This window comes from Pontixanthobacter aquaemixtae, assembly GCF_009827395.1.
In the GTDB taxonomy this organism is placed as follows: domain Bacteria; phylum Pseudomonadota; class Alphaproteobacteria; order Sphingomonadales; family Sphingomonadaceae; genus Pontixanthobacter; species Pontixanthobacter aquaemixtae.
The window spans coordinates 446,614-465,989 of record NZ_WTYX01000002.1 but is presented as its reverse complement, the minus strand read 5'-3'; the positions used below and the strand labels follow the sequence as shown (position 1 = coordinate 465,989).

The 19,376-nt window shown below is 59.5% G+C and carries 19 protein-coding genes; 9 read left to right on the top strand and 10 right to left on the bottom strand.

The features are described 5' to 3' along the window. Position 1 precedes the first annotated feature (1 nt). Positions 2 to 1,468, top strand: a complete 1,467-nt coding sequence (locus GRI41_RS11220; RefSeq protein WP_160605078.1) for a PQQ-dependent sugar dehydrogenase — start codon at positions 2 to 4, stop codon at positions 1,466 to 1,468. On the opposite strand, the gene GRI41_RS11215 is transcribed toward GRI41_RS11220, so the two are convergent. After that, the gene (locus GRI41_RS11215) at positions 1,465 to 3,219 is read right to left on the bottom strand and encodes an acyl-CoA dehydrogenase (RefSeq protein ID WP_160605077.1); all 1,755 of its coding nucleotides are present in this window, start codon (positions 3,217 to 3,219) and stop codon (positions 1,465 to 1,467) included. The genes GRI41_RS11220 and GRI41_RS11215 overlap by 4 nt on opposite strands. Before the next feature lie 73 nt (positions 3,220 to 3,292). Here GRI41_RS11215 and GRI41_RS11210 point away from each other — a divergent pair, with 73 nt between their 5' ends. Continuing rightward, positions 3,293 to 4,258, top strand: coding sequence for an L-threonylcarbamoyladenylate synthase (locus GRI41_RS11210; protein ID WP_160605076.1), 966 nt, complete (start codon positions 3,293 to 3,295; stop codon positions 4,256 to 4,258). A gap of 9 nt (positions 4,259 to 4,267) precedes the next feature. Here the strand turns inward: GRI41_RS11210 and GRI41_RS11205 are convergent, their stop codons facing one another. The 6 genes from GRI41_RS11205 to GRI41_RS11180 form a co-directional block, all read right to left on the bottom strand. After that, on the bottom strand, positions 4,268 to 4,582 hold the full coding sequence (locus tag GRI41_RS11205; RefSeq protein ID WP_160605075.1) for a hypothetical protein: 315 nt from the start codon (positions 4,580 to 4,582) through the stop codon (positions 4,268 to 4,270). Positions 4,583 to 4,631: 49 nt separating this feature from the next. Next, entirely contained in the window at positions 4,632 to 5,348 is a 717-nt protein-coding gene (locus GRI41_RS11200) for a head GIN domain-containing protein (protein ID WP_160605074.1), read from the bottom strand. Between the two features lie 208 nt (positions 5,349 to 5,556). After that, positions 5,557 to 6,093, bottom strand: coding sequence for a CarD family transcriptional regulator (locus tag GRI41_RS11195; RefSeq protein WP_160605073.1), 537 nt, complete (start codon positions 6,091 to 6,093; stop codon positions 5,557 to 5,559). Positions 6,094 to 6,366: 273 nt separating this feature from the next. Continuing rightward, positions 6,367 to 6,705 (bottom strand): ferredoxin FdxA, encoded by a 339-nt coding sequence (fdxA, locus tag GRI41_RS11190; RefSeq protein ID WP_160605072.1) that lies wholly within the window; start codon positions 6,703 to 6,705, stop codon positions 6,367 to 6,369. Positions 6,706 to 6,745: 40 nt separating this feature from the next. Further along, positions 6,746 to 7,012, bottom strand: coding sequence for an RNA-binding S4 domain-containing protein (locus GRI41_RS11185; protein WP_160605071.1), 267 nt, complete (start codon positions 7,010 to 7,012; stop codon positions 6,746 to 6,748). A gap of 13 nt (positions 7,013 to 7,025) precedes the next feature. Further along, positions 7,026 to 9,548: a helicase-related protein gene (locus tag GRI41_RS11180; RefSeq protein ID WP_160605843.1), complete on the bottom strand. Its 2,523-nt coding sequence runs from the start codon at positions 9,546 to 9,548 to the stop codon at positions 7,026 to 7,028. Between the two features lie 205 nt (positions 9,549 to 9,753). On the opposite strand from GRI41_RS11180, the gene GRI41_RS11175 reads away from it, so the two are divergent. Genes GRI41_RS11175 through GRI41_RS11155 form a run of 5 tightly spaced genes read left to right on the top strand, consistent with a single transcriptional unit; the run spans position 9,754 to position 14,147 of the window. Then, positions 9,754 to 11,397, top strand: a complete 1,644-nt coding sequence (locus tag GRI41_RS11175) for a M23 family metallopeptidase (RefSeq protein WP_202388799.1) — start codon at positions 9,754 to 9,756, stop codon at positions 11,395 to 11,397. A gap of 57 nt (positions 11,398 to 11,454) precedes the next feature. Continuing rightward, a complete protein-coding gene (gene hemB, locus GRI41_RS11170) occupies positions 11,455 to 12,450 on the top strand; it encodes a porphobilinogen synthase (RefSeq protein WP_160605070.1) in 996 nt (331 codons plus the stop codon). Then, positions 12,443 to 13,003 carry a GNAT family N-acetyltransferase gene (locus GRI41_RS11165; protein ID WP_160605069.1) on the top strand — a complete coding sequence of 187 codons (561 nt, stop codon included), beginning with the start codon at positions 12,443 to 12,445 and terminating at the stop codon, positions 13,001 to 13,003. The genes hemB and GRI41_RS11165 overlap by 8 nt, the downstream gene beginning before the upstream one ends. Continuing rightward, positions 13,000 to 13,575, top strand: a complete 576-nt coding sequence (locus GRI41_RS11160; RefSeq protein WP_160605068.1) for a GNAT family N-acetyltransferase — start codon at positions 13,000 to 13,002, stop codon at positions 13,573 to 13,575. The genes GRI41_RS11165 and GRI41_RS11160 overlap by 4 nt, the downstream gene beginning before the upstream one ends. Then, entirely contained in the window at positions 13,572 to 14,147 is a 576-nt protein-coding gene (locus tag GRI41_RS11155; RefSeq protein ID WP_160605067.1) for a gamma carbonic anhydrase family protein, read from the top strand. The genes GRI41_RS11160 and GRI41_RS11155 overlap by 4 nt, the downstream gene beginning before the upstream one ends. A 75-nt stretch (positions 14,148 to 14,222) precedes the next feature. Here GRI41_RS11155 and GRI41_RS11150 read toward each other — a convergent pair whose 3' ends face one another. From GRI41_RS11150 to GRI41_RS11140, 3 genes are all read right to left on the bottom strand, one after another. Then, complete coding sequence (locus tag GRI41_RS11150) at positions 14,223 to 14,738, bottom strand: DUF1993 domain-containing protein (RefSeq protein WP_160605066.1); 516 nt, start codon at positions 14,736 to 14,738, stop codon at positions 14,223 to 14,225. 174 nt (positions 14,739 to 14,912) lie between these two features. Continuing rightward, positions 14,913 to 17,294: an ATP-dependent Clp protease ATP-binding subunit ClpA gene (clpA, locus tag GRI41_RS11145; protein WP_160605065.1), complete on the bottom strand. Its 2,382-nt coding sequence runs from the start codon at positions 17,292 to 17,294 to the stop codon at positions 14,913 to 14,915. A 121-nt stretch (positions 17,295 to 17,415) separates the two neighbouring features. Then, complete coding sequence (locus GRI41_RS11140) at positions 17,416 to 17,616, bottom strand: DUF1192 domain-containing protein (protein ID WP_160605064.1); 201 nt, start codon at positions 17,614 to 17,616, stop codon at positions 17,416 to 17,418. 138 nt (positions 17,617 to 17,754) lie between these two features. Here GRI41_RS11140 and GRI41_RS11135 point away from each other — a divergent pair, with 138 nt between their 5' ends. Further along, on the top strand, positions 17,755 to 18,765 hold the full coding sequence (locus tag GRI41_RS11135) for an NAD(P)H-quinone oxidoreductase (RefSeq protein ID WP_160605063.1): 1,011 nt from the start codon (positions 17,755 to 17,757) through the stop codon (positions 18,763 to 18,765). Beyond that, positions 18,758 to 19,375 carry a glutathione S-transferase family protein gene (locus GRI41_RS11130; protein WP_160605841.1) on the top strand — a complete coding sequence of 206 codons (618 nt, stop codon included), beginning with the start codon at positions 18,758 to 18,760 and terminating at the stop codon, positions 19,373 to 19,375. Before GRI41_RS11135 ends, GRI41_RS11130 begins: the two co-directional genes overlap by 8 nt. Position 19,376 lies beyond the last annotated feature (1 nt).

The following is a 19,376-nucleotide window of genomic DNA, read 5'->3' as shown; positions in this document are numbered from 1 at the left end:
CATGACGACCAAACGCAAAATCCTTTACTGGATCCTCGCCATCCTTGCCGCAATTGCAGTGGCGGCCTTCTGGTTGACCCGCGGCCACACCGCGGACCTTTCGGTGGACGAAGTATCCGGGGGCGATCCGGTTCTGACCGAAGAAAGCGCCGAAGCCATTCCAACGGTCAACATTGCCGAACCGGTCGGCTGGAAAGATGGCGAGCTGCCAACCGCAGCAGAAGGATTGGCGGTGACCCGCTTCGCCGACGGGCTCGATCATCCGCGTATCATCCACACGCTGCCCAATGGCGACGTGCTGGTCACGCTGACCCGCGCACCCAAATCGGATGAGGGCGGGATTACCGCCTGGATCGCCGATCTGCTTCTGACAAAGGCGGGCGCAACGGGCGATTCCGCAAACGAGCTGGTCCTCCTGCGCGACAAGGATGGCGACGGCGTCTCCGATGAACGCTTTACGCTCACCAGCGCGCTCGATTCGCCTTCGGGCATCGCATGGGGCGATGGCACGCTTTACATTGCCAATCATGATGCGCTTCTCGCATTTCCCTACACGCTTGGCGAAACCTCACTGGCGGGCGAGCCGCGCAAATTGATGGACCTGCCTGGCGGCGGCGGACATTGGATGCGCAATGTGGAGCTTGATCCGGACGGTACCAAAGTCTTCGTCGCGGTTGGTTCTGTTTCCAATATTGGTGAAAAGGGCATGGAGGTCGAAAAAGGCCGCGCTGCTATTCATGAATATGACTTGGAGAAAGAACGCAGCCGCCTCTATGCCACCGGGCTGCGCAATCCCAACGGCCTCGACTGGAATCCTTGGAGCGGCGAATTGTGGACCACGGTCAACGAACGCGACATGCTTGGTTCCGATCTGGTCCCCGATTATCTGACCAATGTGCCGCTGGGCGTAAATTATGGCTGGCCGTGGTTCTATTACGGTGACACTGTTGACCACCGCGTCGACGCGCCGATGCCGGCAATCCTGCCGAGCTATGTCCGCCGGCCCGAATATGCGCTTGGACCGCATGTTGCGGCGCTTGGGCTGGTGTTCAGCAAGGGCGGGCACCGGATGGGAGACACTTTCGGGCAGGGCGCCTTCATTGCCCGCCATGGATCGTGGAACCGCAAACCCGCCTCGGGCTATGATGTGGTCTATGTCCCCTTTGACGAACGCGGAAACCCGCTGGCCAAGCCACTGCCTGTTTTGACCGGCTTTCTGACGGGTGAAGGGACTACGCGGGGCCGGCCAACATGGGTCGAATGGGCGGGCGACGGTTCGCTGTTGGTCAGCGATGATACCGCCGGGATCATCTGGCGCGTGGTTGCACCCGGTGCGGAGCCCGGCGCGGAGATCAAGCGGTTTACCACCGATTCGCTTCCGCCGCAGCGCGCATTGCGCGGCGATCCGCGTGATGCCTTTACCGATGAGTTTGCGCGTGAAGCGCCGCCACCGATGCCGGTGAACTAACCCGTCAATTGTTCCGGAGTGAGCGCGTAGAACAAATCAGCTCCGCTGAGCGCGGAAGGTTTGAGTCCTGCGGCTTCGGGCACAATGTGATCGAGGAAATAGCGCGTAGTGACCGGCTTGGTTGCTGCAAGCGCGGGCGATGCGCCCTTTTCGACAGCGTTTCTTTGCAGAAGCATCTGCCATCCGGCCACCGCCACAGCAGACATCGTGCAGAACGGAACGCTGCCCGCCAATTTGTCGTCGAGCGAGGCTTCGCCGCCCATCCATTTGGCGATCGCGGCGCAGTCCTGTGCCAAAGCCAGTAGCGCGGGCTCTCCTGCCGCATCGCGCACAATATCGGCCATCAGGCGGGCATAGACTTCATCATTTTCGAAACCCAGCTTGCGCGTAACAAGGTCGGCAGCCTGGATCCCGTTGGTCCCTTCGTAAATCGGCGCGATTCGTGCGTCGCGATAATGCTGCGCTGCGCCGGTTTCTTCGACAAAGCCCATACCGCCATGGACCTGAACGCCAATGCTGGCGACTTCGATTCCTGTATCGGTGCCCCACGCCTTGATCATCGGGACCAGTACATCGCCGCGCATCCCCGCGGCTTTATCTCCCAATGTTCCGCGATCGACCTGCCCGGTGGTGTAGTAAAGCAAAGCGCGCGCCGCTTCGGTCAACGCCTTCATTCGCAGCAGCATGCGCCGCACATCGGGGTGCTCGATAATGGCAACGGGGGTTTTGTCGGGCGATCCGGCGCGCGAGGACTGCACACGCTCTGCCGCGAAAGCGAGCGCTTGCTGCGTTGCGCGTTCGGCGATTTGCACACCCTGGCTGCCGACATTGATCCGCGCATTGTTCATCATCGTGAACATCGCCGCGAGACCGCGGTTTTCCGCGCCGATCAATTCGCCAATACATTCGTCATTATCGCCATAGCTCATCACACATGTGGGCGAGGCGTTGATGCCCAGCTTATGTTCGAGATTGACGCAGCGCAGATCGTTACGCGGCCCAAGCGAGCCGTCGTCCTTCAGATGGTATTTGGGCACAAGGAACAGCGAAATCCCCCGGCTTCCTTCGGGCGCATCGGGAAGCCGCGCAAGCACCAGATGGACGATATTTTCCGCCAGATCATGCTCACCCCAGGTGATGAAGATCTTCTGCCCCTTGATCAGATATTTGCCCGCATGTTCGCCGCCAAACTGATCAGGGGTGATTGGTGTAGCGGTTGACCTCAAGGCGCCAACATCGCTGCCCGCTTGCGGTTCTGTCAGGTTCATCGTCCCCGACCACGCGCCGCTGACCAGCTTGGGCATATAGGCCGCCTTTTGCGCGTCGCTTCCGTGATGCTCGATCGCCTCAAGCGCCCCGACCGACAGCATTGGAAGCAGCGTAAAGGCCATATTCGCCGCGCCCAGATTTTCGATCACATTGCACGACAGCGTGAAGGGCAATCCCTGCCCGCCAAATTCTTCCGGCGAGGCGATCGCATTCCAGCCTTGTTCGACATAGGCTTGGTATGCGGCCTCATAGCCATCGGGCAATCGTACCACGCCATTCTCCAGCGTGGCGCCCTCAAGGTCGCCCGCGCGATTGAGCGGCGCAAATTCGCCCGCGGCAAAAGTACCAACGCCTTCGACAATAGCCTCGACCATATCGTCCTCGGCCGCGGCGAAGCGTTCGCTTTGGGCCAATTCACCGATGCCGGCATTGATCTTGATCGCAAGCAGTTGGTCCTGAGTGGGCGGTGTGAAGGGTGTCAATTCGGATTCCTTTGGCTCTGGCGGGAGTGCGATTCCCTTGGCTTTTTCAGCCCCTCACCTATAGCGCCACGCCATGAGCGACAAGGACGCTACGGAAACGATAGATGCAACCGCTGCCGGGATCGCCCGCGCGGCCGAAATCCTTCGTGCTGGCGGTCTGGTCGCGGTGCCGACCGAGACTGTTTACGGCCTGGCTGCGCGCGCGGACAGTGATGCGGCGGTGGAGCGAATTTATGAAGCCAAGGGCCGCCCGTCGTTCAATCCGCTAATCGTCCATGTCGGATCTATCGAACAGGCGCGCGAACTGGCTCATTTTTCAGAGATAGAGGAGGCAGTGGCCGGGGCGGCGTGGCCTGGCGCGCTGACCTTGGTGGTGCGCCGCCGCGCCGATGCGCCGCTCGCCGCTGCGGTGAGCGCCGGATTGGAGACTGTCGCGCTACGCCAACCGGATCATCCGGTTATGCAGGCGCTGATCGAGGCTTGCGGGTTTCCGCTGGCCGCACCTTCCGCGAACCGCAGCAACGCGATCAGCCCGACAACCGCGGCGCATGTCATCGAAACTCTGGATGGCCGGATCGATCTGGTGCTCGATGGCGGGCCCAGCGGAAAAGGCCTTGAATCCAGTATTTTGGCGATCCGTCATGACGGCGCCCAAAAGGGCGTATGGGAAGAATTGCGCCCGGGGCCGGTCGATCTGGACATGCTTCACCAACATTTCTTCGATGGGCCGATGGAACGCTCCGCAGCGTCAGGCAAAATCGAAGCTCCGGGCCAGCTAGCGCGGCATTATTCGCCGGGAAAGCCGGTGCGGCTGAACGCGCATCAGGCGGCACAGGGTGAATTTCTTATTGGATTCGGATCGATCGGGGGCGACTGCAGCCTGTCGCCAGCCGGCGACCTAGGTCAGGCCGCCGCCCGACTATATTCCAGTCTGCATGAAGCGGCGCATTCTGGTTGCCCGCGTATCGCCGTGGCCCCGGTTCCGGAGGAAGGGATCGGCAAGGCAATCAATGACCGCTTGCGACGCGCCGCGGCCTAGGCGCGATAGCTAGTCGTCGGGATAGAGTTCGGCATAGGTTTCGCGCGCTTTCTTGCAGGCGCGCCGATCGCCATTTTCACAGTCTCTTTGATAGCTGTCATACTGGCGTTCCAGTTTGCCGATCCGCTCTTCTTCCTCGCGGATCTCCCGGCCGCGCCTCTCGTCACGTTCTGATTGACTGACTGTCGCAAAATCGACCGCTTTGCTGGCCATTCGGACCGGTGCAGTCACCACGTCGACTGCGGTCTTTGCAATGCAGCCTTGCAGCGCAAGCGCGAAGAAGGCGGCAAGACAACAGGCTTTGTAGCGTCTGGAATGGAGCATGAAATGACCTTTCCAGACGCTGCATAGCCTCAAAAGGCTGAATGATCCATTAGGCTTCCTCGTCGCCGTCTTTCACATCTGCTTCCGGTGCGTCGTCTGACCCTTCAGCAACCGGTTTGCAGTTGAGCTTGCCCGAACCGAAGGCGTTGAGCTTGCATTCGGCAGAGCCAACAACATCGATACTGCCCGAACCCATAATGTTGGCTTCAACAGTGCCATCGGAAGCAAATTTGAGATTCCCGTTGCCGCCGATGTTAATCTCTGCGCGATCGACCTGGACTTCGCTGAAATCGATATTGCCCGAACCGCCAATATTCACATCCAGCCTGTCAACCGAACCGGTGGATTTAACCGAACCTGATCCACCAACATTTATGTTCAGGCGATCGGCGTCGATGGTTGCGATGGTGACGTTGCCGCTTCCACCAATCGAGATCTCAGCATCGCGAGCGAGCGATTGCGCTTCGACAGTGCCCGATCCGGCGATAACCAGCTCCTCGGGAGATGGCATGGTCACCCGAACGGTCGCGGTCTGGCTTTTGCCCCATGACTCGCTTTTGCGGGAGATTGCCAGTTTTCCGCCTTCAAGAGAGAAGCGGAGATCGGCAACCGCATCATCATCGCCTTCGACTTCGATGCTCAGTTCGTCACCATCGGTAATGATAATCTTGTCAGGGCCGGCCATGACCAATTCGGTCGGGGGATCGCCCGATTGGTCGAGCTCGGCAAGCGGAACGCCATCGGAATCGCCGATATTTACGTTCATGTCGCAACCAGCAAGGCCGACGGACAATGCGACGGCGGCAGCTGGAATCACTTTCTTGAATAATCTTTGGATCACGGCGCGCTTCCTCCTCTAAACTCGCGATAGCGTATTGCCTACATAATACACTAAGCAGGCGGGAACAAGGCCGCATATGAAAAGGGCCGCCCTGATGGACGGCCCTCATCGAAGCTAAATGACGCTTGGTCGATCAGCTATCTTCGTCATCATTGTCGTAATATTGCGGAGCGTGTTCGCGCAGCACTTCGAGTACCTTTTCGAGCGCTGTGGGCTCGTCGGTCTTGTCCATCGCTGCAAGCTCGCGGGCGAGACGGCTGGAGGCGGCTTCAAAAATCTGCCGCTCGGAATAGCTTTGCTCTGGCTGGTCGTCGGGGCGGAACAGGTCGCGCGTCACTTCGGCGATCGACACCAGATCGCCCGAATTGATCTTCGCTTCATATTCCTGCGCACGGCGGCTCCACATGGTCCGCTTCACTTTGGGTTTGCCCTTGAGCGTTTCCATCGCTTCTTTCAGCGTCTTGTCGCTCGACAGTTTCCGCATGCCGATGGCTTCGACCTTGTTGGTGGGCACCCGCAGCGTCATCCGCTCTTTTTCAAACCGCAGAACATACAGCTCCAGCTCCATTCCGGCGATTTCTTGATTCTCGATTTCTGTCACACGGCCAACGCCGTGTTTTGGGTAGACGACATAGTCGCCGACATCGAAGGCCAAGCCTTTGGCTGCCATAAAAAGTCCTTTCGTGCGGGCTACACCACCGAACAGTCAAATTAACCTGCGGCCGGACACGCGGTCCGGTCGAAACCTCTTTTGCGCTGTGGTGAGTGGTCTGCGCCCTTTCAGATATCCGCCCAACGCCGGCTTGCAATTGGTACAAACCAACGTGGATGCGACATTATATAACACGAATCGCGCAAAATTGCGAGTCGCATTCGCGGGTGCAGCAAATTGGGCCAGAATCCTCGTGGATTCGGACTCGAAAATCAGCTTTGCAGGATGGAGTTAGTCGCCTTCGCCCGGCTCTGGAGAGAAGAATTGCTCCATCTTGCCTTCCATGCCCTTGTAGTCGTCGGCATCGACTGGGGGTTCTTTCTGGCTGGTGATATTGGGCCATTCGGCTGAGTATTTGGTGTTCAGCTCGAGGATCTTCTCAAGGCCGTCTTCGGTATCGGGCAGGATCGCTTCCGCCGGACATTCAGGCTCGCAAACGCCGCAATCGATGCATTCGCTGGGATTGATGACCAGCATGTTTTCACCTTCGTAGAAGCAGTCCACCGGACAGACTTCGACGCAGTCGGTATATTTGCATTTGATGCATGCGTCAGTGACGACATAGGTCATTGCGGCGTATTCCCTTTACTCTGAAACGCTTTTCAGCCTGCTATGGTCGTTCTGCTTGCGGGTCAAGAAGGCGATAGCATGACTGCGCTTCAGCGGCCGGCCCGCGCCGCTGCGGAAGCGCCAGAATTTCCACGATCCGAACCTCTGCCCCTACGGGAATGACCAGCACGTCGCCCACCGCAACAGCGTGGCTATCACGATCAACACGTATTCCATTGCAGCGGATATGGGCGGCTTCGACCAATTGATGTGCCTGGCTTCGTGTTTTGACGAAGCGCAAATAGCACAGCAGCCGGTCTATCCTCATGCGCGCATGGCCATCAGGTGATCAAATCAGCCAAGGCGGAAAACGCGTTGTTCTGTGGCGGTTTGCCGGGGCGTTTGCCCTTGCTGGAGCGCTGCTGCTTCTTGCGCGACGGACGCCATTCCCAATTGTCCGGCGATGGCGGCCCCAGAGCGCCTTCGGCCAAAGCCTTGCCCGGATGGTTGCGAAAACCCGCCGCACCCAGAAGCCGTTTGAAACTATCGAATGTCAGCCCCGTCGAAATTGCCAGCGAAGGATCAATGAGAAAGCGCCTCTTGCCCGAATTTGCGCGCGCCTCAAAAGCGGCCTTCAAGATCTTTTCGGCCACATCGATCCGAACCGCCTGCTTTCCGGCCGGGCGATAGCCGGACGGGTGCTTGCCCTTCCCGTCGATAACCGGGATCATCGCTTCGTTCAGAGGCCTGCGGTCAACACCCATCGCGTGAAGCACCATCCGCGGAGCAGGCTTGAGCAATGCCGGCGCAAATATGTCGAGCGCGCCGAACGTGACACCAAGGCGGCGCAAGAAAGGCCTGACTTCCTTGGGCAAATGCTCAAGCCCGGCTTTCTCGCGCGTGATAAAGCCATGCCCCGCGATCAGCGTCAGCAGCAATGCGCGCGCTTGCGAGCTCGCATCGGCATCGTGCGTGGCTTGTTCCATTTTACCCAAAGGCGCGATTGGCTCGATCTGCTTCGCCAGCCACCCTTCGTGTGCTGCAAGCAACTGGGCGCGGTCCCGTTCGGTCAGAACATCCAGCTCACGCGAAAGGATGATCTTCGCTTCCACCGAATTCTTGCCCGGATCAATCTTCGCGATGCGCTGCCCCGCCCACCAGATGCCGCCCTTCTTCAAGGCGAGTTCGTCCAGCCCCTCGGCAACAAGTTTCCGCGCTTTCTCCCCCAGAATACGCGGCAACGCCTTTTCTCCGGCAGAGAGCAACATTTTCCGGTCGGTGTGATTGGCGCTGGGATCAACGGTGAAGCGGAAGCCCTCCACTTTGCCAATCGGCTCGTCTTCCACACATAGCGTACCGTCATCGGCGAGCGACACTGCCAGCAGCGAGGCATCCTGGCCCAGAGATTTCATCAGGATCGCGGTCCTTCTATTTACAAATCGTTCGGTCAACCGCCCGTGTAGCGCATCGGACAGCTTGGCTTCCACCGCTCTGGCCCGCGCAGCCATTTCATCGCGGGCAAGCACCCAATCGGGGCGCTGGCAGATATAGGCCCAGCTGCGGATCGCGGCGATCCGTCCCTGAAGGGCATGAATGTCACCCTGCATATTGTCGAGCTCGGAAATACGCGCGGCGATATAATCGGCCCCGATATAGTCTTGCCGCAGATCTTGCCACAAGCGCGCGACAAAGCGGGAATGGGTTTCCGCGCCTTGCTGACGGAAGTCAGGAAGCGAACAAACTTCCCAGAATCTGCGTACTTGTGACGCCGTCTTGACGCCTAATCTCTCCGCCGCTCCCTCGGATTCGTCCGCCAGCCGCTTGAGGATCGCGAGATCCACCGTTTCCGGAACAATCTTGAGTTCCGGTTCGTGGGGAACGCGTTCAAGATCGCCGATCAGCGTCTTGATCGTGTCAAAACGCGGCTGCGACTCCCGCCAATAGAGCTTGGTCATCGGAGCAAATTTGTGCTCTTCGATCGCGTATACTTCTTCTTCGGTAAATTCGGCGGGTTCGGCATTGGTGTCACCCGCACCAGCCAGCGTCCCGAATGTACCATCGCGTTGGTGACGCCCCGCACGACCGGCAATCTGTGCCATTTCCGCGGGGCGGAGCCGCCGCATGCGCATTCCGTCAAATTTCTTGAGCGAGGCGAAGGCCACGTGATTGATATCGAGATTGAGCCCCATCCCGATCGCATCGGTGGCAACGATGTAATCCACTTCGCCCGACTGGAACAATTCGACCTGACGATTGCGCGTTTCGGGGCTGAGCGCCCCCATGACAATCGCCGAACCACCACGAAAACGGCGCAGCATCTCCGCCACTGTGTAAACCTGCTCTGCAGAAAAGGCGACGATCGCGCTGCGCGGGGGCAATCGCGAGAGCTTGCGCGGCCCGATATGGGTGAGAGTGGAGAAACGCGGGCGCCCGGTGATTTCTGCCTCTGGCAGCAGCGAACGAACCAGCGGCTCGAGCGTTGCCGCGCCAAGCATCAGCGTTTCCTCCCGCCCGCGCGCATGAAGCAGATGATCGGTGAAGATATGACCGCGTTCGCGATTTCCGGCGAGCTGCGCCTCGTCGAGCGCAACAAATGCGTGGCCCCCGCCATTTTTGGGCATCGCTTCGGCCGTGCACAGGAAATAGCGGGCATTGGGCGGCTCGATCCGCTCTTCACCCGTGATCAGCGCAACCTGGCTCTCGCCCTTGATCGCAACCACCCGGTCATAAACCTCGCGCGCAAGGAGCCTCAGGGGAAAACCCATCGCACCGCTCGAATGAGCGCACATGCGCTCGATGGCGAGATGGGTCTTGCCGGTATTGGTTGGCCCGAGGACCGCCTTGAGAGTGGATTGGTTGCGCATGGTATAGGATTGTTGCGCGTCTAGTGTGGCATTGGGCAGCCGCTCCAGCAACCACCGGACGCAAGCGATCAACAATCCATCCCGCCAGCGAGTCTGATGGCCGCAATTTAAGCCGGAATTAACTTTAATTCCGCACAGAACTGCGCATAGGAGACCGCAGGGTCGGTCGCGCGGCATTCTCGCGCGATCTCTATTGGAGAGCGGGTTGTTTACACCTCGCGAAATTGAAGGTTCCGGAGAGCCCGGGAACAATGACGAGACGTCATGGCGTAGCGCTGTGCTTGCGCATGACTCTGCGTACGATCCCGCGCATGACCATGCCGCAGTTTCCGGAGAACCCAAGATCCTCCTTCGCGCGAAGGGACTGACAGAAAAATTTGACGAGTGGCGCTTCGCTGCCTCGGAAAAGCTTGAAAAGGCCGATCTCGCGCCGGATCTGGCGGAAGGGATTGGCAGCCGGCGCTGGTTCAGGGGACTTGGAACCCTGCTCGGCCTGTCGGCGCTGTCTTTGTTGATGTGGCCCGATTTCTCCCCGCTCGAAGCGGCGCCTGCCATGCAAGTGGATGAAGCCGCGCGCGACGAGTTTCGCAGCCAGATGATCCTGCCTTTGGCGCTGGGCGCCGATACCGGGCGCAGAATGGGCGCGACCCCTGCCGTGGTAGAACTGGAAAGCGCGCCCGAACGGCCTAGCATCGATATTCTGGCCACGCTGGCGCGCGGCGACAGTTTTGGCCGGATGCTGCAGCGTGCGGGCGTGGGTTCTGCCGATGCACAGCGGGTCAGCGAGTTGATCGCGCGAACCATGCCGCTGGGCGACATCGAATCGGGCACTCAGGTTGACATAACGCTGGGCCGCCGCCCTGCTGCAGGTCAAACGCGCCCGCTCGACAATCTCAATTTTCGCGCGCGCTTCGATCTGGCGCTGCAGATCGATCGGATTGACGGCAATCTGGCGCTCAAGCGCGTACCCATTCGTGTCGATGACACACCGCTGAGGATTCGCGGAACCGTTGGCCAAAGCCTGTACCGCTCGGCACGCGCCGCGGGCGCTCCGGCAAGCGCGGTTCAACAATATCTTGAAGCTTTGGGCGACCAGATCGATCTCGACCGTTCGGTCCGCCCGACTGACACGTTCGACATTATCATTTCGCACCGCCGCGCCGCCACAGGTGAGCGCCAGGCGGGCAAATTGCTCTATGCCGGGATCGACCGCGGCGGTGAATCGAGAACACAGCTGATGCGCTGGGGCAGCGATGGCCGTTTCTACGAAGCATCGGGCGTGGGCGAGCAGCGCAGCGGCTTAGTCGCGCCTGTCCCCGGGCCGATCAGCTCGCGCTATGGCATGCGCCGGCACCCGATACTCGGATATCGGCGGATGCATGCCGGGCTTGATTTCCGCGCCAGCCGCGGCACTCCGATTGTCGCCGTTACTGACGGGCGCGTGGTTGGTGCGGGGCGGATGGGCGGCTGCGGCAATGCGGTACGACTGAACCATGCGGGCGGGCTCGCCACCCGATATTGCCATATGAGCCGCATCGCAGTGCGCGGCGGCCAATCGGTGCAGCGCGGGCAAGTGATCGGCTATGTCGGATCGACAGGCCTCTCCACCGGCCCGCACCTCCATTATGAGATGTATCGCAATGGCCGTTCGGTAAATCCTGCTTCGGTGCGCTTTGTGACGCGGGCGCAATTGTCTGGCGATGATCTGCGCAAATTCCGCGCCGCGCTGGCCAAGCTCAAACTGGTCGAAGAAGGCGCCGCGCTTGCCGATCTTGTTCCCGAGGCGTCCGAACGGAGCGAGCCCGAAAGAGAGATCGAGAAGCTGGAGCGGCCCAAAAGCGCCAATTGAACGCGCACGCGCCGTTCTGCGATTGAACCGTGAGCGCAAATCCGGCACATGCTCCTCATGACCGGACTCTTCCCCGATACCCGCCTGCGCCGCACGCGCGCGACCGGCTGGAGCCGCGCGCTCCACCGTGAAAACGTCTTGACGCCAGCCGACTTGATCTGGCCGCTATTCGTCACCGAAGGCAACGGGGTTGAGGAGCCGATTGCTTCGCTACCCGGCGTATCGCGCTGGTCGATTGACGGGATCGCGGATCGGGCGAAAGAGGCGGTCCGGCTGGGCATCCCCTGTGTCGCGCTGTTTCCCAACACTCAGCCCGATCGCCGTTCGGATGACGGCGCAGAGGCGCTCAATCCGGACAATCTGATGTGCCGCGCCATCAAGGCGATCCGCGATGCCTGCGGCGATGATGTGGGTATACTGACCGACGTTGCTCTCGATCCCTACACTGCGCATGGCCAGGACGGGTTGCTCGATGAGGCTGGTTATGTGGTCAACGACCCGACGGTGGAAGTTCTGGTGGGCCAGGCACTCAACCAGGCCGCAGCGGGCGCGGATATCATTGCGCCGTCGGACATGATGGATGGCCGGATCGGCGCCATTCGCGGCGCGTTGGAAAGCGCGGGTCACGCGAATATCCAGATCATGGCCTATGCGGCGAAATATGCTTCGGCTTTTTACGGCCCGTTTCGCGATGCGGTGGGTTCTGGCGGTCTGCTGAAAGGCGACAAGAAGAGTTACCAGATGGATCCCGCCAATGGCGAAGAGGCTTTGCGCGAAATTGCCCTCGATCTTTCCGAAGGGGCCGATAGCGTCATGGTAAAGCCCGGCCTGCCCTATCTCGATATCGTGCGCCGCGTGAAAGAGCGCTTTGAAGTGCCGACCTTCGCCTATCAGGTAAGCGGCGAGTATGCGATGATCGAAGCGGCTGCTGCTGCGGGCGCGGGCGATCGCGACGCATTGGCGCTCGAAACGCTGATCAGTTTCAAGCGGGCGGGCTGCACAGGCGTGCTTACCTACTACGCGGCGCATGCGGCCCGGCTCTTGAATGGGTGATCTGGTTCTCGAAACCGAGAGGTTGGTTCTGCGAAAACCGCAGGAGGGCGATGCGCAGCTCCAGATGCTTCATCTGAATACGCCGGCCGTTATGGAATATCTCGGCGGGCCGAAAGAGCTGCACGAAATCGAGGCGAAACACGCCAAGGCCGAAGCTTCCTTCGCGCGCGAAGGATTCGGCTTCATGATGGCCATCGAAAAGGCAAGTGGTGAACTGGTGGGCCATTGCGGCCTCAAACGGGTCGACCATCCGCTTGCAAAAAATACCGGTGATCTCGAGGTCGGTTGGCTGATCCGCGAGGACCGCTGGCGCATGGGTTATGCGGGCGAAGCGGTGTGTGCGATTCTCGACATGGCGTTTGAGCGCGACCTGGCGCAGCACATCGTTGCGCTTACCAGCGAGCGAAACGCGCCCAGCTGGCGATTCATGGAAAAGCTCGGCATGGTCCGGCGGCGCGATCTGGATTTTGACGATCCGGCCTACGAGGCGCAGGATAATCCAACGATCGTCTATTGCCTGACCCGCGAAACATGGCGCAGACGCACGGCATGAGCGGCTTTTACCTCGAAACCGACCGGTTGATCCTGCGCGATTGGCGCGAAAAGGATTGGGCTCCTTTCTTTCAGCACACGAATACCCCCGCGGTGATGCGCTGGCTCGGGGGTGTGCTGGACGAGGGTAAGAAACAATGGATGCGCGACCGGCTGGAGGGCTATCGCCGCGATCACGGTTTCACTTTCTGGGTGGTCGAACGCAAGGATGATGGCGGCCATCTGGCGGGTGAGCTGCTTGGCTTTTGCGGGCTCAAACGTTCCAATCAGGAAGGTGGCCCGATGGGCGAGCATGAGGCCGGCTGGCGCTTGCGCGAGGATGCCTGGGGTAAAGGCTATGCGCGCGAAGCAGCCGAAGCGACGCTGAAGGCTGGCTTCGAACAATTCGGCGCACCGCATATTATTGCGCTCACGGTCGACGAGAATATCGGCAGCTGGGGTCTGATGAAGCGTATGGGAATGACGCGCCGCAAGGATCTGGACTTTGCCAATGACGAATTCGGCGCAGAAGAAATTATCGTCTATTCCATCACGCGCGAGGAATGGACCAAAACACAGGAAACCACATTATGAGCAATGCCAACCGCCCCGGCGTATCGATCATCCCGATCCACGGTAAGAGCCCGAAAATTCACGACAGCGCGTTTATTGCGCCGGGCTGTGTATTGGTGGGTGATGTCGAGATCGGGGCGGATTCATCGGTTTGGTACAATTGCGTTCTGCGCGCTGATGTCAGCCGTATCGTGATCGGAGAGCGCACCAACATCCAGGATGGCAGCGTTGTCCATTGCGATCCCGAACGGCCGGGCAGCCCGGGCGGATCCCCCTGCATAATCGGGGATGATGTGCTGGTCGGACATATGGCCATGGTCCATGGCTGCACTGTCGAGGATCGCGGCTTTATCGGGCTTGGGGCAATTGCCATGAACGATTCGCGTATCGGCAGCGACGCAATGCTGGCGGCTGGCGCGATGCTGACCGAAGGCAAAGTAATGGAGCCGCGCCAATTATGGGCGGGACGCCCCGCGAAATTCCTCCGCGATCTGCCCGATCCGGCGATTGCCGGTATGCAAGTGGGCGTCGCGCATTATGCCGAAAATGCGAAGCACCATGCCGCGGCAATCGAAGAGGCAGGCCTAACTTGAAGGTGACAGCAAGACAGCACTTGTTGCGCGGCGCAACTCGTGCCGCTTGCCGACTGCGCCCTGGCCGGCCGGATCCTAGCTATCGGGGCCCTTGGTCACATATTTGAACATATGCGACATGAAATCTGCTTTACCCAATTCCACGCCTTCCGAACGCAGGATGGCATAGGCAGTGGTCAGGTGAAAATAGAAATTGGGTATTGACCAGTCGCGAACATATTCTTCGACTTTCAATGTGAATTCCATGCCGTTGGGAATGTCGAGCACCATGGTCTCCCCGGCATCCTTCAATTCAGCTGCCTCGATCGAGGCAAGAAATTCATCAATATCCGCAAGAGCTTGCTTGGCATCGGCGAAGGACGTGTCATTCTCCTCGCGTGAAGTGAAGCTGCGGCCGGTCAGCCGCTCCATCGCTTCGCCGGGAAGGTTGCCGACAAAGCGGATCTGCGTCGCCAGCGGATGCATATCCTCCGCAAGCCGGGCTTCCAGCAGGGACGGTCCTTTTTCGTGCGCGGCAGCCTTGTCGAGAATGCCCGATAGCGTCTTCAAAGATTGGCGGTAGACGGCGATTGTTTGGTCATAGAGTGTCATTGGCGATCTCCTTCCCACCCAGAATAAGCAAAAAGTTTCAATTGGCAACTTATTGTGGGGCGCGGATTCGGTGGTAGGCAGGACTGAGAGAGCAGGCTGAGAAGGGCTGGAATGCGCGCGAACCGCTGCCGGCCGTGCCATTCACTCTGTCACATCGCGCCGGGCGCCGCGATCTTACCCTTTGTCTTCGCCCTTGGCGTCGCCAGCCTCTGCCCCTGGCTCTTTCGGCGGCGCTTTCTTGGAGGCTGCCTTCTTCTTCGGCTTGCGCTTGCTCGCGGACTTCGGCGGAGCGGGCGTAAGCTCGAAGCTCGGCTTGCCATCCTTCACGCCGACATGCACCTCGCCGCCGTCTGACAGCTTGCCGAACAGCAGCTCCTCGGCCAGCGGTTGCTTGATCTTCTCCTGGATGACGCGGCCCATCGGGCGGGCGCCATAGAGCTTGTCATAGCCCTTATCGGCCAGCCAGTCGCGTGCCTCGCTGTCGAACTGGATGTGTACATTCTGGTCGGCCAGCTGGAGTTCGAGTTCGAGAATGAACTTGTCGACCACGCGGCTGACGGTGCTCTTGCCGAGATAGGCGAAAGGCACAATCGCATCCAGACGGTTGCGGAATTCGGGGGTGAACATCTTCTTCACCGCCTCGCTGCCCGCATCCTCTTTCGACACGTCGCCAAAGCCTATGCCCTGCGTTGCCATCATCGATGCGCCCGCATTGGTGGTCATGATCAGAACGACATTGCGGAAATCCACTGTCTTTCCGTGATGATCGGTCAGCGCGCCATTATCCATCACCTGCAGCAGGATGTTGAACAAGTCAGGGTGCGCTTTCTCGATCTCATCGAGAAGCAACACACAATGCGGGTTCTGGTCGATCGCATCGGTCAGCAGACCGCCCTGATCATAGCCGACATAGCCCGGAGGCGCGCCGATCAGGCGGCTGACGCTGTGCCGCTCCATATATTCGGACATATCGAAACGCTTGAGCTCGATGCCCATGATGCTGGCAAGCTGGCGCGCAACTTCGGTCTTGCCGACGCCGGTCGGGCCGCTGAACAGGAACGAGCCAATCGGCTTGTCCGGATCGCGCAGACCCGCGCGGCTGAGCTTCATTGCTGAAGACAGACGCTGGATCGCCTCGTCCTGTCCGAATACGACATGTTTGAGATCGCGCTCGAGATTCTCAAGCGCCTTCTTGTCATCTTTGGACACTGATTTGGGCGGAATGCGCGCCATTGTCGCAACCACTGCTTCGATTTCGCGCGCTGTGATTTTCTTCTTCCGGCGGCTTGGCGGCAGAAGCATCTGCATCGCGCCTACCTCGTCGATAACGTCGATGGCTTTGTCGGGCAGTTTGCGATCATTGATATAGCGCGCGGACAATTCGACTGCAGTCTTCAGCGCATCGGGCGTGTATTTCACCTTGTGATGCTGCTCAAAGGCTTCGCGCAGCCCTTTGAGAATCTTGATCGTATCGCCAATCGAAGGCTCGTTCACATCGATTTTCTGGAACCGGCGCAGCAATGCGCGGTCCTTTTCGAAGTGGTTGCGGAATTCCTTATAGGTTGTCGAGCCGACACAGCGGATTGTTCCGCCGCTGAGCGCTGGTTTGAGCAGGTTGGACGCGTCCATTGCCCCGCCGCTGGTTGCGCCAGCACCAATCACAGTGTGAATCTCGTCGATAAACAGCACCGCTTCGGGCAGTTGCTCTAGCTCGCCGACAACTTGTTTGAGCCGCTCTTCGAAATCGCCGCGATAACGTGTGCCCGCGAGCAGCGCGCCCATATCGAGCGAGTAAATCACCGCATCCTGGAGCACTTCGGGCACATCGCCTTCGACAATCTTGCGCGCCAGGCCTTCGGCAATGGCGGTTTTGCCGACCCCGGGATCGCCAACATAGAGCGGATTGTTCTTGCTCCGGCGGCACAGGATCTGGATCGTCCGGTCCACTTCGGGGCCGCGGCCGATCAACGGGTCGATCTTGCCGTTTTCGGCCTTCTTATTGAGATTGACCGTGAACTGGTCGAGCGCAGTTTCTTTCTTGCCGCCCGCTTCGCCGGATTTTTCATCTCCGGCAGTGTCCTCGACCCCTTGCGGAGTGGGCGCGTCCAGCTGTTTGCCGCCCTTGCCAATGCCGTGGCTGATGAAACTGACCGCATCGAGCCGGCTCATATCCTGCTGCTGGAGGAAATAAACCGCATAGGAGTCGCGTTCGGAAAACAGGGCTACCAGCACATTTGCGCCGCTGACCGTGTCCTTGCCGCTGGACTGCACATGCAGGATTGCGCGCTGGATAACGCGCTGGAACCCGGCCGTTGGCTGCGGGTCTGCATCTTCTTCGGTCTTGAGCGACTGATATTCCTGATCGAGATAGGTTTTCACCACCTCGCTGAGCTCGCCCAGATCGACGCCGCAGCTCGTCATAACCGCGGCTGCATCCTCATCGTCGATCAGCGCCAACAGCAAATGTTCCAGCGTGGCGTATTCGTGCCGCCGGTCGGATGCATTGGCGAGCGCATTGTGCAGCGTCTTTTCGAGATTCTGGGCAAAGCTGGGCATTAGATAACTTTCCACATGAGGGAATGATTTCCCATTGCGAGGGAATATGAAGAGGTATGGTTAACCAAAACTAAATAGGAAGCGCTGGCAAAATTGCGATGGGACAGGCCGCAAACCACCATCAGGAACCCTTTTTCCCGAACAACGCATCGGCGGCGGCCATATGCGTAGCGGCTTTGTCGCGATGCGCGGCAACGCGGGCAATTTCGGCCTCCAGCAGGGCAATGCGTTCGGTCAATTCGTCTTGAGAGTATGGCCCCAGATCTTCGGATGCCAGCTTGCTCGCGGCATCACCCTTTTCCCGGGGAAGATCGTCATCCATATGTAAATTCTTTCATGCAGCGCAGTTTCGCAAGCGCGAGTGCTTGCTGTCAATGGCAGGTGGAGTTAGTTCGCAGACAATCAAGCGTTTCGTCGTGTTTTGCAAACAGCGACGGGCGAATGAGAGATGAGGGGTGGAATGACCGGGACAATTCCTGAAACGATGCAGGCCGCGGGCTTTGACGAACCGGGAGGGCCGCAGGTGCTGCGGCTTGAAACCCTGCCGGTTCCCTCTCCGGCAAAAGACGAAGTTCTGATCCGCGTGGCCTATGCCGGAGTCAACCGGCCCGACGTGATCCAGCGGATGGGCCATTACCCGCCCCCAGCAGGTGCATCGCCGATACCGGGGCTGGAGATTGCAGGCGAAATAGTGGCCTGTGGTGCGGAATTGAGCCAGGATACGGTTGGCCAGAATGTCTGCGCATTGGTGACCGGTGGCGGCTATTCCGAATATTGCGTGGCCAAGATGGCGCACTGCCTGCCGGTTCCGGACGGTTTGCCGCTCGCCCAAGCGGCCGCACTGCCCGAGACCTTGTTCACCGTATGGCACAATGTGTTCGAGCGCGGCTGGGCGTCGGAGGGCGAGACTTTGCTTGTTCATGGCGGGACCAGCGGTATCGGCACAATGGCGATCAAGCTGGGTAAGCTGTTCGGGCTGACTGTGATCGTCACCTGCGGCGATGATGCCAAATGCGAAGCCGCCACCAAGATCGGTGCGGATCATGCGATCAATTACAAGACAGCCGACTTTGTCGAGGAAGTGAAGTGTATTACCGGTGGCGCGGGGGTGGAGCTGGTGCTCGATATGGTTTCGGGTGATTATGTTCCGCGCAACCTTGCCTGCCTTGGCGAAGACGGCCGGCATGTGACGATCGCGGTGCTTGGGGGTATGAAGGCTGAACTCAATATGGCGCAGATTATGGCGCGGCGCCTGACGCTGACAGGATCGACCCTGCGCGCGCGGCCTGACGAGTTTAAGGCCCTGCTGTGCGATGAAATCTACCAGATCGCATGGCCGCATGTCGAAGATGGCTCGCTGCGGCCGGAGATGGATCAGATTTTTCCCTTGGCACAAGCCGCCGCCGCTCACGCGCATATGGAGGACGGCGGCCATATCGGAAAGATTGTGTTGGAGATGGATCATAGCTGAGAATTACACGCTCCACGAAGATCCGCGCAGCGGCAATTGCTACAAGATCAAGCTCACGGCGGCGCTGCTCGGGCTCCCGCTGGAGACTAGGCAATATGATATTCTCAAGGGCGAAACGCGCACCCCCGAATTCATGGCAGAGGTTAATCCCAACGGCCGAATTCCGGTGCTCCAGATCAATGATCGCTTTCTGCCCGAAAGCAATGCCGCATGCTGGTATCTCGCCGAAGGTTCGGCCCTAATTCCCGAAGATCGCTTCGCTCGCGCCGAAATGCTGCGCTGGATGTTTTTTGAACAATACAGCCACGAACCCAATATTGCGACGCTGCGTTTCTGGCTGCAATTTGTTGGCGAGGCCAATCTCTCCGCGCAGCAGAAAGCGCAGATCATGGCAAAGCGCGCTGGCGGAGCAGAGGCGCTCGAATTGCTGGATGGTCATTTGTCCGCGCGCGAATGGATGGCGGGCGATGCGCCAAGTCTGGCCGACATCGTGCTTTATCCCTATACGCATGTTGCCGATGCGGGCGGTTTCCCGCTCAGCGATTATACCAATATCTGCGCTTGGATCGCGCGCGTGGAGGCTCTGCCCGGCTTTGTTCCGATGCAATAGA

Coding starts and splice junctions, on each gene's coding strand:
- GRI41_RS11185 (WP_160605071.1), bottom strand. CDS start 7,012: ATGAGGATAGACCGGCTGCTGTGCTATTTGCGCTTCGTCAAAACACGA.
- GRI41_RS11220 (WP_160605078.1), top strand. CDS start 2: ATGACGACCAAACGCAAAATCCTTTACTGGATCCTCGCCATCCTTGCC.
- GRI41_RS11135 (WP_160605063.1), top strand. CDS start 17,755: ATGACCGGGACAATTCCTGAAACGATGCAGGCCGCGGGCTTTGACGAA.
- GRI41_RS11160 (WP_160605068.1), top strand. CDS start 13,000: ATGAGCGGCTTTTACCTCGAAACCGACCGGTTGATCCTGCGCGATTGG.
- GRI41_RS11155 (WP_160605067.1), top strand. CDS start 13,572: ATGAGCAATGCCAACCGCCCCGGCGTATCGATCATCCCGATCCACGGT.
- GRI41_RS11180 (WP_160605843.1), bottom strand. CDS start 9,548: ATGCGCAACCAATCCACTCTCAAGGCGGTCCTCGGGCCAACCAATACC.
- GRI41_RS11200 (WP_160605074.1), bottom strand. CDS start 5,348: ATGAACGTAAATATCGGCGATTCCGATGGCGTTCCGCTTGCCGAGCTC.
- GRI41_RS11140 (WP_160605064.1), bottom strand. CDS start 17,616: ATGGATGACGATCTTCCCCGGGAAAAGGGTGATGCCGCGAGCAAGCTG.
- GRI41_RS11195 (WP_160605073.1), bottom strand. CDS start 6,093: ATGGCAGCCAAAGGCTTGGCCTTCGATGTCGGCGACTATGTCGTCTAC.
- GRI41_RS11150 (WP_160605066.1), bottom strand. CDS start 14,738: ATGACACTCTATGACCAAACAATCGCCGTCTACCGCCAATCTTTGAAG.
- fdxA (WP_160605072.1), bottom strand. CDS start 6,705: ATGACCTATGTCGTCACTGACGCATGCATCAAATGCAAATATACCGAC.
- GRI41_RS11210 (WP_160605076.1), top strand. CDS start 3,293: ATGAGCGACAAGGACGCTACGGAAACGATAGATGCAACCGCTGCCGGG.
- GRI41_RS11165 (WP_160605069.1), top strand. CDS start 12,443: ATGGGTGATCTGGTTCTCGAAACCGAGAGGTTGGTTCTGCGAAAACCG.
- GRI41_RS11205 (WP_160605075.1), bottom strand. CDS start 4,582: ATGCTCCATTCCAGACGCTACAAAGCCTGTTGTCTTGCCGCCTTCTTC.
- clpA (WP_160605065.1), bottom strand. CDS start 17,294: ATGCCCAGCTTTGCCCAGAATCTCGAAAAGACGCTGCACAATGCGCTC.
- hemB (WP_160605070.1), top strand. CDS start 11,455: ATGACCGGACTCTTCCCCGATACCCGCCTGCGCCGCACGCGCGCGACC.